The following is a 14,390-nucleotide window of genomic DNA, read 5'->3' on the forward strand; positions in this document are numbered from 1 at the left end:
GTCAGTTCTCCTGTCGCGCCTGGGCGAGGTCGACGCGGAAGAGCTTCACGATTCCGAAGGCGACCACCAGGACCGAGAGGAACAACAGCACCGACAGGGCCGAGCCGATGCCGAGCTGGAACTGCTCGATCACCTGCCGGTAGGTGAGGAACGAGATCGACTCGGTGCCGTTGGCACCGGCGGTCATCACGTAGATGTTGTCGAAGATCCGGTAGGCGTCGAGGGCGCGGAACAGGACCGCCACCATGATCGCGGCCCGCATGTTGGGCAGGATCACCTTGGTCAGGCGCTGCCACCACGACGCCCCGTCGACCTTCGCCGCTTCGAGCATGTCCTCGGAGACGTTGGCCAGACCCGCCAGCAGCAGAAGCGACATGAACGGTGTGGTCTTCCAGATCTCGGAGACCATGATCGCGATCATCGAGGACTCGTACTGGGCGAACCAGTTGAACCCGTCACCGAGGAACGGCAGCCAACCGTTGACGAAGCCGTTGGTGTTGGAGAACGCGAACTGCCAGGCGAAGCCCGAGACGACCGTGATGATGCCGTAGGGGATGAGGATCGAGGTGCGGATGACCCCCCGCGCGAAGATCACCCGGTGCATCACCATCGCGAACGCGAACCCGATCACGAGCTCGACGGCGACGGTCACCACCATGATGAAGACCGTGTTGGCGGTGTCGCGCCAGAACAGCTCGTCGGTGAGCGCCGTCCAGTAGTTCGCTGCCCCGACGAACTCGCGCTCGTCGGGTGCGGTGAGGCTGTAGGAGAACAGCGACAGGTAGAGCGCGCGCAGCATCGGGAACGCCGTGACCAGCAGCATCAGCACGATCGCTGGCGCGACGAGCATGCGGCCGAGCTTGTTCTCCGCGCGTGCCCGGTCGGAGGCCTGGGGCGAGGGCGTCTTGTCGTCGGGGTCCGCCGTCGCGGTCTGCACTGCGGTGGTGCTCACAGCAACGACTCCTCTCGGAGGATGGAGGTCACGAAGTCCTGCGCCTCCTCAGGCGTCCGCTCCGGGCTGACCGTGGTGGGCGAGTGCCAGACCGACTGCAAGGCGCTGGAGATCTGGCTGTAGAACGCGCTCTTGGGTCGAGGTCCGCCCTCGTCGATGCTCGTGGAGTAGAGCTCGAGCAGGTCGGAGGGGTAGGCGTCCTGGAGCTCGGGGTCGTCGTACACACCCTCGCGCGCCGGCATGAGACCGTCGTTGACGGCGAGCTGCGCCTGCGCCTCGGGGCTGGTGACGCACAGTGCGGCCTCCTGGGCCTGGTCGACGTCGGGGGTGAAGGCGCCGACGCCGATCACGATCCCGCCGACCGGGGGCTTCGACGGCTCGTCGGGCAGGGTGCGCGGGTAGCGCGCCCAGCCGAGGTCCTCCAGCGCCTGCTCGTCGGGCGGGCCGCCGGGCTGTCCGACCGCGTCGGCGTAGTTCTTGAAGACGAACGTCCAGTTCACCATGAACTGACCGGGACCTTCGCCGGGCCACATCCGGCCGAGGCTCGTGCCCTCGTTGGAGGTCGTGTAGTCGTCGTGGGTGGCGTCGGAGTCGGTGAGCTGCTCGATCACCTTCGCCGCCTCACGGACCGGGTCGGTGTCGAGGGTGACCTTGGCGTCGCGGCCCTCCTCGACGGTGTCGGGGTCGAGGATGTTGCCGCCCGCGCCCTGGATGAGGGCGTTGATCCAGACGACGTACGCCTCGTAGCGGTTGGCCTGGACGCCGACCGTGCCCCCCTCCGCATCCGCGGCCTCGATGATCTCCTGCCACGTCACCGGCTGCGACATGTCGAGGCCGGCGGCCTCGGCGAGGGACTTGCGGAACCACAGCACCTGGGTGTTGGCCCACTGGGGTGCGGCGACGACCTCGTCGTTCCACTGCACCGACTCAGCCGCGCCGTCGAGCACGCCCTCGAGCGCCTTCTCCCCGCGCTCCCCCTCGAACGGCGCCAGCCACCCGGCGTTGGCGAACTCCGGGACGAAGACCGGGTCGAGGCTCATGAGGTTGGTGGTCGCGTCGTCCGCGGCGAGCCGGCGTGCGAGCTGGGTGCGCTGATCGGTGGCACTGGTCGGGAGGAGCTGGATCTGGATCGTGTAGTCGTCGGTGCTGCACTCCTCCGCGAGCGCGGTGAGTGTCTCCTGCCCGTCGGGGTTGATGTACCAGTTCAGGATCGCGCGACCCTGGTCGTCGACGGTCGGGACGCCGCAGGCGGCGACGGTGCTCGCACCGACCACCGCCGCCAGCGCGAGCGCGCCGCGCCGCCGCCATCGATGCCGTCCACGTGGCGCACGACGCGCTCGCTCTGGTCGCAGCATGGGGCCCTCCTCCTCGACCGCCGGAGGCGCCACTCGGACCGCGCCCCCAGTGATCCACGTCACTCAACCACACCGCTGTGATTGCCGCCATCGACTACCCGGGAGCGCGAGTGCTCACACCTCGGCCGCGCGCGGCCGCCCACCTCGGCCGCGCGCGGACCTTCACACGGTGAGGTTCTCCAGCATCTCGGTCACCAGCGCCGCGATCGGGGAGCGCTCGGAGCGGTTGAGCGTCACGTGGGCGAAGAGCGGATGGCCCTTCAACCGCTCGACGACCGCGACGATCCCGTCGTGGCGGCCCACGCGGAGGTTGTCGCGCTGCGCGACGTCGTGCGTGAGCACCACCTTGGAGTTGGCTCCGATGCGCGACAGCACCGTGAGCAGCACGTTGCGCTCCAGCGACTGCGCCTCGTCCACGATCACGTAGGCATCGTGGAGCGAGCGTCCGCGGATGTGCGTCAGGGGCAGCACCTCGAGCATCCCGCGGTCGAGCACCTCGTCGATGACGTGGGGGGAGGTGAGCGCACCGAGCGTGTCGAAGACGGCCTGCGCCCAGGGCGACATCTTCTCCGACTCGCTGCCGGGAAGGTAGCCCAGCTCCTGACCGCCGACCGCGAACAGCGGCCGGAACACGACCACCTTCTTGTGCTGGCGGCGCTCGAGCACGGCTTCGAGACCGGCGCACAACGCCATCGCGGACTTGCCCGTCCCCGCCCGGCCGCCGAGGGAGACGATGCCGACCTCCGGGTCGAGCAGCAGGTCCAGCGCGACGCGCTGCTCGGCGGAGCGGCCGTGGATGCCGAAGGCCTCCCGGTCGCCGCGCACCAGGTGGACGCGCTTGTCCTGCTTGACGCGTCCCAGGGCCTTCCCGCGCTCGGAGAGCAGCACCAGCCCGGTGTGGCACGGCAGCTCGCGGGCCTCGTCGAGGTCGATGACCTGGTCCTCGTAGAGCTCGTCGACGACCGCGGCGGCGACGTCGATCTCGGCCATCCCCGTCCACCCGGCCTCGGAGTCGGAGGCGAGCTCCGCGCGGTACTCCTCCGCGTCGAGGCCGACCGCGCTCGCCTTGATCCGCAACGGCAGGTCCTTCGAGACCAGCGTGACGAGGTGGCCCTCGTCGGCGAGGTTGCGCGCGACCGCGAGGATGCGGGTGTCGTTGTCGCCGAGGCGGAAGCCCGACGGCAGGGCGGCGGGGTCGGTGTGGTTGAGCTCGACCCGCAGCGTGCCGCCGTCGTCGGTGATCGGCACCGGCTGGTCGAGACGCCCGTGGGCCTGCCGCAGCTCGTCGAGCATGCGCAGCGCCGAGCGGGCGAAGTAGCCCAGCTCGGGGTGGTCGCGCTTGCCCTCGAGCTCGGTGATCACGACGACCGGCAGGACGACCTCGTGTTCGCAGAACCGTCGGCAGGCGCCGGGGTCGGCGAGCAGCACGCTGGTGTCGAGGACGTAGGTACGCCGGGGGGCGGGTGCGGTGCGCTCCTGTGCAGCCATGCGGTGCATCCCCTCACGGACCGGCGCGCGCACTCCGCTGCCCGGTCCGACTACTCGTTGGACCGGGACCGGGCCCGAGAGTCCGAGTGCAGACTCCCGGTGGTGCTGTGCTGGTCGTGACAGGTCACGAACGGGCCTCCCGAACGGCGGGCTTCCCCACCCGCCATGGGGCAGAACGTACGCCGTGGCAGGCCGCGATCCGGGGCGACACGCCCGACAGCGCGGTGAACGCGCGGTGAGCGGTCGGAGGGAGCAGGGCGCGCGGTCAGGCCCCGAAGCGGCGCTCGCGCTCGGCGTACGCCCGGACCGCGCGCAGGAAGTCGACGCGGCGGAAGTCGGGCCAGTAGGCCTCGCAGAAGTAGAACTCGCTGTGGGCGCTCTGCCACAGCAGGAAGCCGCCGAGGCGCTGCTCGCCAGAGGTGCGGATGACGAGGTCCGGATCCGGTTGGCCCTTGGTGTAGAGGTGCTCGGCGATGTGCTCGACGTCGAGGGTGGTGGCCAGCTCCTCGAGGGAGGTGCCGCGCTCGGCGTGCTCGGCGAGGAGGGCGCGTACGGCGTCGGCGATCTCGCGCCGTCCGCCGTACCCGACCGCGATGTTGACGATCATGCCCTCGACGTCGCGGGTCCGCTCGGCGGCGCTCTTGAGCCGGGCGGCAGTGGGGTCAGGCAGCAGGTCGAGCGCCCCCACGGGATGCAGCCGCCACCGGCCGGCCACCGCCAAGGCATCGACGACCTCCTCGATGATCTCCAGCAGCGGCTCGAGCTCGCGCGGCGGACGGTTGAGGTTGTCGGTGGAGAGCAGCCACAGGGTCACGACCTGGACGCCGACCTCCTCGCACCACGCGAGCAGCGGCTCGATGTTGGCGGCACCGGCACGGTGACCCGCCGCCGAGTCGCGGCCTACCGCGCGCGCCCAGCGTCGGTTACCGTCCAGCATCACCCCGACGTGGCGCGGGATCCGATCTGCCGGCAGCTTGCGGGAGAGGCGCGCCTCGTAGGCCGGGTACAAGACCCGACGTACGCCCCTCTTCCAGTCGACCACGATCCCCGATCGTACTCGTGTCGTTCGTTCTCGTGCCCTCGTTAGGATTCCCTCCGTGAACGCCGCTGCCCGATTCGACGAGCTGAAGGGTGAGGTCCGCGAGGCGATCGCCGACGTCAAGCCCAAGCTCCGCGGCTGGCTGCACGCCGTCACCGCCCCGCTCGCCCTGGCCGGTGGGATCGTGCTCGTGGTGCTGTCGCCCGACACGACCACCCGCATCGGGTCGGCCGTCTTCGCGGGCACCGCGCTGCTGCTCTTCGGGGTGTCGGCCGTCTACCACCGCGGCACCTGGTCGCCCAAGGTGTGGGCGTTCCTGCGCAGGTTCGACCACGCCAACATCTTCTTGCTGATCGCCGGCTCCTACACCCCGTTCACCCTCCTCCTGCTCGACGACCCGCAGCGCACGATCCTGCTCGTCACGGTCTGGACCGGCGCCATCCTCGGGATGCTCTTCCGGGTGTTCTGGGCCGGCGCGCCGCGTTGGCTCTACACCCCGATCTACATCGCCCTCGGATGGGCGGCCGTCTTCTTCATCGGCGACTTCGCCGCCAGCGGGGGTGCTGCGGTGCTGACCCTGCTCGTCGTGGGCGGTGGTCTCTACACCCTCGGCGGCATCGTCTACGGACTGAAGCGGCCAGACCCGTCGCCGCGGTGGTTCGGCTTCCACGAGGTGTTCCACACGCTGACGATCGCGGCCTTCATCACGCACTACATCGGGGTGTCGATCGCGACGTACGCCCAGCGCTGAGCACCCTGGCCACAACGATGTCGTGGGGTGTCACCGGGTGACAGCAGACGACATCGTTGACGTCAGTCCGGCGCTCCGACCTCCCGCGCGGGCCAGTACGAGCCGTCGAGCACGACGCGGTCGCCCAACGGCTCGGCGAGTGCGACGGTACGGCGGACCACCGGGTTGCCGGGACACGTCACGGCGACGCCGGGGGGCTCTGACGAGAAGACGTCGTCGCTGGTCCAGGAGATCGTCACGGACTCAGCCGTCTCGACCACCGTCGGCTCGTGCAGGAAGCGGTCAGGATGGCGGGCGCTCGCGCACTGACGCTCTGAGACCCACACCGAGAGTGTGGACGACCTGCGGTCGAATCCGCCGCGGGGTGCCGACACCTCCACCCAAGAGACCTTCGGGTCCAACGCGGGCCCGAGCGTCGCACAGTTGCCCCACCCGACCACCTGCCAGCTGCCGTCGGAGCGCTCCTCGAGCGACACCGTCATCGCCCGGGCGCCGGGTCCGTCCTCGCCCCACTCACCGGTGGCGATCTCGACCCGCCGGGTGCCGCGCTCGCCCTCGGTCGCCAGCAGCATCCAGTCGTCGAGGGAGACGTCGCGCTCGGGGAGCCCCGCCGGCCGGTCCATCGGGTGGCGCCGCACCAGGTCCTCGAGCGCCTCGGTGACCGGCTCGGCTAGATCGGCGATCTCACCCCCGCCCGTCCGGAGGGTGAGCGCGGCGAAGGTGAGCCCGCCGCAGGTCAGGGCCGGACCCCCCTCCGCCGTCGGCAAGTCCCGGTCCGGTGGCGGGTCGGTGGCTGTCAGGTGGCCGGGGACCGACGCCGAGTCCGCCGTGCCGCATCCGGCGAGCAGCAGGGCGGCGGCACCGACGGCCACCCACCGACCAATTCGTAGGGCACGCATGTCGTTGCGACGTCGCCCGTCAGGATCCGGTTCCCGTGACCGGCGTGAGCACGACGACGGGGATCTCCCGGTCGGTCCAGCGGGCGTACTTCTCGAAGTCGGCGTAGAGGTCGACGAGCTTCGGCCACAGCCGCGCGCGCTCGTCCGCGTCGGCGACGTGGGCGACGACCTCGAGGTCGCGGCGCCCCTTCAGGTGGACCCGCGTGCGCGGCGTGGCCTGCAGGTTGCGGAACCACTGCGGGTGCTGCGGGAGCCCGCCCTGGGAGCCGACGACCACCAGCCGCTCGCCGTCGCCCAGGTAGAGCAACGGCGTGGTGAAGAGCGTTCCGGACTTGCGCCCGCGGTGCTCGAGCAACAGGGTCGGCACGGGCCTGCGGAAGCCGGCTCCGATGCGCCAGTGGGATCCGATGCGTCCGTTGGTGAGCCGGAACGCCTTCACCTGCGCGCGGGACCCGAGCTTGATCAGCCGCGTCGTCCAGCGGGAGTCCAGGCCGGGCGGGCGCTCCTCGGGGAGCGCGAAGCGACCCATCAGCCCTGCTGGTAGGTCGCGGCGGTGCTGCCGCCGAGCGGGATCGGGTCGAGGCCGAGCTTGCGGTGGTCCCAGGAGCGGACGCGCTCGACGTCGAGCCGGACGGCGACGCGCTTGTGGAGCATCATCTCCACGAACGGCTTGGCGTCGTCGGTGTAGGGGCCGGTGTAGCGCTCCCAGACGTCGACGCCCACGGCGAAGAGCGCCTCGGGGTCGTCGACGACCTCGGCCCGGCCCTCGAAGGAGACGCCGCGCAGGGTGTCGTAGGTCAGACCGTCCTCGACGAGCACCGTCACGCGGGGGTCGCGCTGGAGGTTCTTGACCTTCTGCGCCTTGGCCTTGGTCTCGAACCAGATCGTGCCGTCGATCCAGGCGAACCACATCGCGACGGAGTGCGGGTGCCCCGTGGGGCCGATCGTGCTCAGGATCGCCGTACGCCGGCTGCTGACGAACGCGTCGATCTCCTCGTCGGACATGGTGATCTGCGAACGCTGGTTGACACCCATGCGGGAGGCTCTCCTCGTACGTCGGGACGGCTTGGGCTCAACCTAGCGGCGAGACGTCACTGCGCGCAGGTGCATCGCTCCTCGGCCGGCACCCCGGCGAGGGCCTCCTCGACGTGCTCCCCGCAGCCCGTCCACGTCGGCTTGCCGCAGCGGGAGCAGGTCACGCGCTGACACATGGGTCCTCCGATCCGCCGGCCCGATGCCGGCCACTGTCCTGTCCACCTCGGCTGCCCCCTCGGCTGTCCACCTTGGCTGGGGCGGTGCTCGCTCCTACGGTAGTCAGATGGCCACCACCGACCTGACCGCAGCCACCTTCGAGCAGACCGTCATGGACAACGACATCGTCCTCGTCGACTTCTGGGCGTCCTGGTGCGGCCCGTGCCGCCAGTTCGCACCGACCTACGAGGCGGCGTCGGCCACCCACACCGACGTGGTGTTCGGCAAGGTCGACACCGAGGCGGAGCAGGCGCTGGCCGCCGCGGCCGAGATCAGCTCGATCCCGACGCTCATGGCGTTCCGCGAGGGGATCCTCGTCTTCTCCCAGCCCGGCGCCCTCCCCCCGGCCGCGCTCGAGCAGGTCGTCACGGCCGTCAAGGAGATCGACATGGACGACGTACGCGCGCAGATCGCCGAGCACAACGCCCAGCAGGGCGACACGCAGCCGGAGGCGTGAGCCCCCTCAGGAGCCCGAGTCGCCCTCGGACCGCCGGTCCGGGAAGCGCGGGTCGGGCTCCTCAGCGACCTTGTCGGCGTCGACGTCGCCGTAGTGGTCGCGCGCGTTGCGCAGCCGGTGCACGAGGCTGAACGCCAGCGCCACCACGGCCACCGCCATGCCGATCCACAGCAGCAGCGCGGTCCAGCCGGCCTTGACCTCCGTGTCCTCGGGGACGGGGTCGAGCTGCGCCTGGTCCATCGGAACCCACGCGAGCACATCAACGCTCGTCTGGGCGAGCAACGTCAGCAGACCGTGAGCGATGACGGGGTCGAGGGCCATACCTCGATCATCCCACGCAGGACCAGGGGGCAGACCCGGGGTCAGGCCGGCAGACGTCCCTCGGCGAGCAGCTCGCGCACCCCGGCGAACAGGTCGTCCTCGGGCAGGTCGACCTCCACCATGGTGCGGGCCAGCTCGAAGTCCTCGGTCGACCACGCCTCCTGGTGCACGTCCAGCGGGCAGGCGAACCACGCGCCGTCAGGGTCGATCTGCGTGGCGTGCGCGAGCAGCGCCCGGTCGCGGATCGGGAAGAACTCCGCGCACGGCACCTTCGTGGTGATCCGGGCCGCGTGCACCGGGTCGGGCTTCCAGGTCTCCAGCCGCTCGGCGTACGGCGACTCCAGCCCGCGCGCGACCATCGCGTCGTGCAGCGCCTGGGTGCGCTCGCGGTGGAACCCGTGGTGGTAGTAGAGCTTCAACGGCTGCCACGGCTCGCCCGCCTCGGGGTACGCCGTCCCGTCGCCGGCCGCCTCGAACGCCGCGACGCTGATGAGGTGGCACATGATGTGGTCGGGGTGCGGGTAGCCGCCGTTCTCGTCGTACGTCGTCATGACGTGCGGGCGGAACTCGCGGATCAACCGCACCAGCGGCGCGGCGGCCTCGGCGACGTCCATCGCCGCGAAGCAGCCCTCGGGCAGCGGCGGCTTCGGGTCGCCCTCGGGCCAGCCGGAGTCGACGAAGCCCAGCCAGTCCTGCTGGACGCCGAGGATCTCGCGGGCGGCGTCCATCTCCTCGCGCCGGATCTCGGAGATGTTCTCCCACACGTCGGGGCGGTCCATCTTGGGGTTCAGCACGGACCCGCGCTCACCCCCGGTGCAGGTCACCACGTGCACGTCGGCACCCTCCGCGACGTAGCGCGCCGTCGTGGCCGCACCCTTGCTCGACTCGTCGTCGGGATGGGCGTGGACATGCATGAGGCGCAGCCCCGTGGAGGGGCCGGACGGCTTGAGGGACATGTGGCAATCCTAGAATCGGACCCATGACGACCAACGAGGCCCTGCTGCGCGAGCGCTACGGCCGTCGTCCCCGACGCCGGGCGTGGGTGCCGTTCGCCGTCGTCACCGCGGTCGTCGGACTGGGCTGGCTCGCCTGGACCGTCATCTTCCACAGCACCCCCGAGGTGCGCTCCGACATCGTCACGTGGTCCACCGGAGACGGCCGCACCGCTGATGCGCGCGTGTCGATCCAACGCCGTGACGCCGACGTCGAGGCCGAGTGCCTGCTGCGCGCGTCGGCCGTCGACCGCAGCGTCGTCGGGGAGACCAGCTTCACCATCGGGCCGGGCGGGCGGGAGAAGGACACCTACTCCGTCGCGATCCGCACCGAGCGCCCAGCGACCGCCGTCGTCCTCGTGGGCTGTCGGACGAAGGACCAGCCGATCCGGCGGTGAGGCTGGTAGCCTCGGCTACTTGGCCCCCGGCTTGCCGGGGGCTTTATCAATCGCCCGCACGTCTGTCGCACTCGCGCAGATGGCACAGATCGCACCACCACAGGCAGCGACTCGCTGCTTCGTCAACGTCAGGAGCTACCCGTGACCCAGTCGACGTCGGAAACCATCTGGCTGACCCGCGACGGCTACGACAAGCTCGTCGCCGAGCTCGAGGAGCTCAAGGGCCCCCGCCGTGCCGAGATCGTCGAGCGCATCAGCGCCGCGCGCGAGGAGGGCGACCTCAAGGAGAACGGCGGCTACCACGCTGCGCGCGAGGAGCAGGGCAAGCTCGAGGGCCGCATCCTGCAGCTCGAGGACACCCTGCGCCGTGCGCAGGTCGGGGAGACCCCCGCCGACGACGGGGTCGTCGAGCCGGGCATGAAGGTCACCTACCGCTTCGTCGGGGACGACGAGGACGAGACCGAGGAGTTCCTGCTCGCCTCGCGCGAGCTCGAGACCGGCTCCGGCCTCACCGTCTACTCGCCGCAGTCCCCGCTGGGCTCGGCGATCACCGGCGCCCGCAAGGGCGACACCGTCAGCTACCTCGCGCCCAACGGCAAGACCCTCGAGGTCGAGATCGTCGACGCCGTTCCCTACACCGGCTGAGCCTCACGCCACGGCGTACCCACGGGCCCGCAGTCTCGCCAGCACCTGCTCGGCGTGCTGCGGGCCTCGTGTCTCCAGCTGCAGCGTGACGACGACCTCGTCGAGGTGCAGCGAGGCCGAGGTGCGCTCATGGACGACGTCGAGGACGTTGGCCTGCGCCTCGGCCAGCTCCGCCAGGAGCGTCGCGAGCCCACCGGGGGCGTCGGGGATCCGCACCGTGCAGCCGAGGTAGCGACCGGCGGACGCCATGCCGTGGCGGATCACCCGCATCATCAGCAGCGGGTCGATGTTGCCGCCCGAGAGCACGGCGACCGTGGGCCCCTCCCAGCGACCCGGATCGTCGAGCAGCGCGGCGACCGCGGCGGCCCCGGCCGGCTCGAGGACGAGCTTGGCCCGCTCGAGCGTGGAGAGCACCGCACGTGACAGCGCCTCCTCCCCCACGGTGACGACCTCGTCGACGTGCTCTCGGATCGCGGCGAACGGCACGTCGCCGGGCAGACCGACCGCGATGCCGTCGGCCATCGTGCTCATCTGCTCGACCGCGATCGGGTGGCCCGCGGCCAACGACGCGGGGTACGCCGCAGCACCCGCCGCCTGCACGGCCACCACGTGGACGTCGGGGCGGCGCAGCTTCACCGCGGCGGCGATACCGGCGACGAGGCCCCCGCCGCCGGTCGGGACGACCACGGTGCGCACCTCGGGCGCCTGCTCGAGGATCTCCAGTCCACAGGTGGCCTGGCCCAGCACGATGTCGCGGTGGTCGTAGGGATGGACCAGCACGGCGCCGGTGTCGGCGGCGTACGCCCGGGCGGCGGCGAGCGCCTCGTCGACGGAGGCGCCGTGGAACTCGACCTCGGCGCCGTAGCCGCGGGTGGCGTTCTCCTTCGGGATCGGCGCGCCCACGGGCATGTAGACCCGCGCGTGGATGCCGAGCAGCCGGGCTGCGAGGGCGACACCCTGCGCGTGGTTGCCGGCACTGGCGGCGACCACGCCGTGGGCGCGCTCCTCGTCGGTCAGCCGCGCCATCCGCAGGTAGGCACCGCGGATCTTGAACGACCCGGTGCGCTGGAGGTTCTCGCACTTGAGCAGCACCGGGCTCCCAGCCAGCGCCGAGAGCCAGCGCGACTCCTCCATCGGCGTCTCGATGGCCACACCGCGCAGCGCCTCGCGTGCCTGCTCGATCGCTGCGAGGTCCAGCCCGGCCGACGCGCTCACTGCGTGACCTCGGCTCCCACGGCTCCGTCGTCATCGTCGACCGAGTGATCGAGCGGGTCCTCTCCGACCGCCACGTCGGCGGCCAGGTGCTGGGCGACGGCGTTGATCGCGGCCACCAGAGGTACGGCGATGAGTGCCCCGGCCACCCCGGCGACGAGCACACCGGCGGCGATCGCGAGGAGCACGCCGAGCGGATGGACGGAGACGAAGCGCCCCATGAGGAACGGCTGGAGGATGTGGGACTCGATCTGCTGGACGACCACCACGCCGAGCAGCATCAGGAGCGCGACCACCGGCCCCTGGGCGACCAGCGCGACCAGCACGGCGACCGACCCGGACAGGAAGGCGCCGATGATCGGGATGAAGGCGCCGAGGAAGACGACCACGCCGATGGCGGAGACCAGCGGCACGTCGAGGATGGCGGCGACGATCATGATGCCGATCGCGTCGACGCCGGCGACGAGCACGGTGGCCCGCACGAACTGGGTGAGCGAGCGCCAGGCGACCCGGCCCGAGGAGTCGGCGCGCTCGCGCGCAGCCCGGGGGAACAGCCGCACGGCCCACGCCCAGATGCGCGCGCCGTCGGCGAGGAAGAAGTAGGTCGCGAACAACGCCAGGAAGAGTCCCGCGATCAGGTGCCCGAGGGTCGCGCCGACTTCGGTGGCACGCCGGACCATCTCCTCGTTGCTGTCGATGAGGGTGCGCTGGACGTCGCGGATCACGTCGTTGATCTGGGAGTCGCTGGCCTGCAGGGGGCCTTCGCGCAACCAGGTGCGGATCTTCTCCAGCCCGTCGACGACCTGGGCGGTGAGGTCGGAGAAGCCGTCGATCACCTGCTGGCTGACGAAGGTGATCAGCAGCGCGACGAAGCCGAGCCCGGCGAGGACCACGGTGATGGCGGCCAGCGGTCGGGGCACGCCGACGCGCTGCTGCAGGGAGACGGCCGGGGTCACGAGCGCGGTGATGAGCAGTGCGATCGCCAGGGGCAGGGTGATGACGACGAAGTGCGCGAGGGTCCACAGGATGGCCAGGCCGGCGGCGGCGATGACGAGGAAGCGCCACGACCACGCGGCGGCGAGGTCGAGCGCCCACGGCACCTCGGCGCGGGTGAAGTTCGACGGACCGGCCTTGATCCTCGGCAGCTCGTCGCGGTCGGCCCGGATCTCGGCGCGGACCTCGGACCACTGCTGGGCGACCCGCTCCCGCTCACGGCGCAGTCGTCCGGTGCTGCCCGTCAGTCGCTTCCCGGTCCCCTTGGCCACTGCGTCAAGGTACCCGCTCCTGTGAGCTCGGTCCGCAGCAACGCAGCGGCTGTCACCGGGTCGTCATCCGCCAGCAGGCCCGCGGCCGCCAGGACATAACGATGGTCGACGAGCACCCGTGGGTGCTCGGGGAGCTGCCACCCGTCCGCGGAGCCGCCGGTGTGGGCCGCAGCGAGCACCCGCTTGGCCGTCGCGGCGTCGACGTGGCGCAGCGCACCGCCCGAGCCGACGACCAGCTCCACCTCCCGCAGGTCGCGGCCCGAGCTGACGAGAACCCGTCCGCGCTCGTCGTACACCACCTGGCTGCGACCGGCGTGGCGCCGCAGCGCCGTGGTGACGGCGAGGGTGGCGATCCGTTCGTCGTCGGCACGGTCCGCGGCACTGCCAGGCAGGTACGCCGGCTCGGCCTGGCGCCGTCGGGCGGCCGCGTGCAGGTCGGGGGACGCCCCGGGGTCGGTCGCGACGGTCGTCGGCGCGCTCCACCGCATGCCGAGGTCGCCCTCCACCGTGCGCTGGGCGCGTGCCTGGGCCACGACGTCGCGCGCCTCCGGGTCGGGCTCGACGCAGGAGTGGACGTCGGTGGTCGCGCCGCCCACATCGACGACCACCACGTCTCCCACGAGGGACGCGAGGAGCTCGACCCCGCTGAGCACGACGTCGGGGGTCGCGCCGCGCACCAGTGCCGCGAACGCGGGATCGGCACTCAGCTGCTTGCCGCCGATGACGTGGCGCAGGAACACCTCCCGCACCGTGGCGCGGGCCGGCTCGGGGGCGAGGACCCCGATCCGCGGGACGACGTTGGCCGCCAGCACGTGCGGGACGCCCCCGTCCGCCAGCGTCGCCGCGACCTCCGGCTGCACGACCGCGTTGCCGGCCACGACGACGGGCAGGTCCCAGCCACCCGCGGCGAGCGCCGTCGCCGAGGTCCGCAGCGAGTCCTCCTCGCCCCCGTCGGTGCCCCCGACGAGCAGCACCACGTCGGGGTCGCACGCACGCAGCGCGGTGAGGTCGCGCAGCCCGCCCGTGTCCGCGGTGGCCAGCACCGCGACCACCGTGCCGCCGCTGGACAGCGCGACGCGCCGGCCCGCCTCGGCGGTCACGAGCGCCTCGTTCCCGACGACCGCGATCCGCAGGCCGCCGCCCGCCGACGAGCAGGCCAGGACCTGCGCGTCGGCTGCCCTCGGGTCGGCGGCCGTCAGGTCGTCACGACAGGCGCGCCAGCCGTCGAGGACGTCCGTCGCCAGTGTCGTGGGGTGGTCGGCAGTCGCGACGAGTCGCCCCGTCCCGCGCTCCACGAGCGCCGCCTTGGTGAACGTCGAGCCGAAGTCGACACAGGCGACGAGGGGTCTCGACAAACTCGACCGC

At 71.5% G+C, this 14,390-nt stretch carries 17 protein-coding genes; 4 read left to right on the forward strand and 13 right to left on the reverse strand.

Annotated features, from left to right (window positions below):
* Nucleotide 1: 1 nt before the first annotated feature.
* The 4 genes from J2S59_RS01965 to J2S59_RS01980 all read right to left on the reverse strand — a co-directional run bounded on the left by J2S59_RS01965 (nt 2) and on the right by J2S59_RS01980 (nt 4,837).
* On the reverse strand, nt 2-952 hold the full coding sequence (locus J2S59_RS01965) for a carbohydrate ABC transporter permease (protein WP_068124841.1): 951 nt from the start codon (nt 950-952) through the stop codon (nt 2-4).
* Entirely contained in the window at nt 949-2,307 is a 1,359-nt protein-coding gene (locus tag J2S59_RS01970; protein WP_181642626.1) for an extracellular solute-binding protein, read from the reverse strand. Before J2S59_RS01970 ends, J2S59_RS01965 begins: the two co-directional genes overlap by 4 nt.
* A gap of 162 nt (nt 2,308-2,469) precedes the next feature.
* Nucleotides 2,470-3,795 (reverse strand): RNA 5'-3' helicase PhoH2, encoded by a 1,326-nt coding sequence (gene phoH2, locus J2S59_RS01975; protein ID WP_068124847.1) that lies wholly within the window; start codon nt 3,793-3,795, stop codon nt 2,470-2,472.
* A 265-nt stretch (nt 3,796-4,060) separates the two neighbouring features.
* Nucleotides 4,061-4,837 (reverse strand): isoprenyl transferase, encoded by a 777-nt coding sequence (locus tag J2S59_RS01980; protein WP_068118445.1) that lies wholly within the window; start codon nt 4,835-4,837, stop codon nt 4,061-4,063.
* A gap of 55 nt (nt 4,838-4,892) precedes the next feature.
* Here J2S59_RS01980 and trhA point away from each other — a divergent pair, with 55 nt between their 5' ends.
* Complete coding sequence (trhA, locus tag J2S59_RS01985; protein ID WP_068118448.1) at nt 4,893-5,585, forward strand: PAQR family membrane homeostasis protein TrhA; 693 nt, start codon at nt 4,893-4,895, stop codon at nt 5,583-5,585.
* A 62-nt stretch (nt 5,586-5,647) separates the two neighbouring features.
* Here the strand turns inward: trhA and J2S59_RS01990 are convergent, their stop codons facing one another.
* The 4 genes from J2S59_RS01990 to J2S59_RS20450 are packed head-to-tail and all read right to left on the reverse strand — an operon-like array spanning nt 5,648 to nt 7,695.
* Nucleotides 5,648-6,457 (reverse strand): hypothetical protein, encoded by an 810-nt coding sequence (locus J2S59_RS01990; protein WP_068118454.1) that lies wholly within the window; start codon nt 6,455-6,457, stop codon nt 5,648-5,650.
* Nucleotides 6,458-6,503: 46 nt separating this feature from the next.
* Entirely contained in the window at nt 6,504-7,013 is a 510-nt protein-coding gene (locus tag J2S59_RS01995; RefSeq protein ID WP_068118456.1) for a nitroreductase family deazaflavin-dependent oxidoreductase, read from the reverse strand.
* Nucleotides 7,013-7,519 carry a pyridoxamine 5'-phosphate oxidase family protein gene (locus tag J2S59_RS02000; protein ID WP_068118460.1) on the reverse strand — a complete coding sequence of 169 codons (507 nt, stop codon included), beginning with the start codon at nt 7,517-7,519 and terminating at the stop codon, nt 7,013-7,015. The genes J2S59_RS01995 and J2S59_RS02000 overlap by 1 nt, the downstream gene beginning before the upstream one ends.
* A gap of 56 nt (nt 7,520-7,575) precedes the next feature.
* A complete protein-coding gene (locus tag J2S59_RS20450; RefSeq protein ID WP_497547562.1) occupies nt 7,576-7,695 on the reverse strand; it encodes a DUF8730 family Cys-rich protein in 120 nt (39 codons plus the stop codon).
* A 107-nt stretch (nt 7,696-7,802) separates the two neighbouring features.
* Between J2S59_RS20450 and trxA the strand changes: the two genes are divergently transcribed.
* Nucleotides 7,803-8,192, forward strand: coding sequence for a thioredoxin (trxA, locus tag J2S59_RS02005; RefSeq protein WP_068118466.1), 390 nt, complete (start codon nt 7,803-7,805; stop codon nt 8,190-8,192).
* Nucleotides 8,193-8,198: 6 nt separating this feature from the next.
* Here trxA and J2S59_RS02010 read toward each other — a convergent pair whose 3' ends face one another.
* Together J2S59_RS02010 and mca are read right to left on the reverse strand one after the other, a co-directional pair.
* Nucleotides 8,199-8,513: a hypothetical protein gene (locus J2S59_RS02010; RefSeq protein ID WP_068118468.1), complete on the reverse strand. Its 315-nt coding sequence runs from the start codon at nt 8,511-8,513 to the stop codon at nt 8,199-8,201.
* Nucleotides 8,514-8,554: 41 nt separating this feature from the next.
* Nucleotides 8,555-9,469, reverse strand: a complete 915-nt coding sequence (gene mca / locus J2S59_RS02015) for a mycothiol conjugate amidase Mca (RefSeq protein ID WP_068118471.1) — start codon at nt 9,467-9,469, stop codon at nt 8,555-8,557.
* Between the two features lie 23 nt (nt 9,470-9,492).
* Here mca and J2S59_RS02020 point away from each other — a divergent pair, with 23 nt between their 5' ends.
* Both J2S59_RS02020 and greA read left to right on the forward strand, forming a co-directional pair.
* Nucleotides 9,493-9,903, forward strand: coding sequence for a DUF4307 domain-containing protein (locus tag J2S59_RS02020; RefSeq protein ID WP_068118474.1), 411 nt, complete (start codon nt 9,493-9,495; stop codon nt 9,901-9,903).
* Nucleotides 9,904-10,044: 141 nt separating this feature from the next.
* Nucleotides 10,045-10,548 (forward strand): transcription elongation factor GreA, encoded by a 504-nt coding sequence (gene greA, locus J2S59_RS02025; RefSeq protein WP_068118477.1) that lies wholly within the window; start codon nt 10,045-10,047, stop codon nt 10,546-10,548.
* A gap of 3 nt (nt 10,549-10,551) precedes the next feature.
* On the opposite strand, the gene ilvA is transcribed toward greA, so the two are convergent.
* From ilvA to J2S59_RS02040, 3 genes are read right to left on the reverse strand one after another with little or no spacing between them, the layout of a single operon-like run.
* The gene (gene ilvA / locus J2S59_RS02030) at nt 10,552-11,763 is read right to left on the reverse strand and encodes a threonine ammonia-lyase (protein WP_181641649.1); all 1,212 of its coding nucleotides are present in this window, start codon (nt 11,761-11,763) and stop codon (nt 10,552-10,554) included.
* Nucleotides 11,760-13,025, reverse strand: a complete 1,266-nt coding sequence (locus J2S59_RS02035) for an AI-2E family transporter (RefSeq protein WP_068118488.1) — start codon at nt 13,023-13,025, stop codon at nt 11,760-11,762. The genes ilvA and J2S59_RS02035 overlap by 4 nt, the downstream gene beginning before the upstream one ends.
* On the reverse strand, nt 12,998-14,380 hold the full coding sequence (locus tag J2S59_RS02040; protein WP_068118491.1) for a glutamate mutase L: 1,383 nt from the start codon (nt 14,378-14,380) through the stop codon (nt 12,998-13,000). Before J2S59_RS02040 ends, J2S59_RS02035 begins: the two co-directional genes overlap by 28 nt.
* Nucleotides 14,381-14,390 lie beyond the last annotated feature (10 nt).

The sequence above is a fragment of the Nocardioides massiliensis genome (assembly GCF_030811215.1).
In the GTDB taxonomy this organism is placed as follows: Bacteria; Actinomycetota; Actinomycetes; order Propionibacteriales; family Nocardioidaceae; genus Nocardioides_A; species Nocardioides_A massiliensis.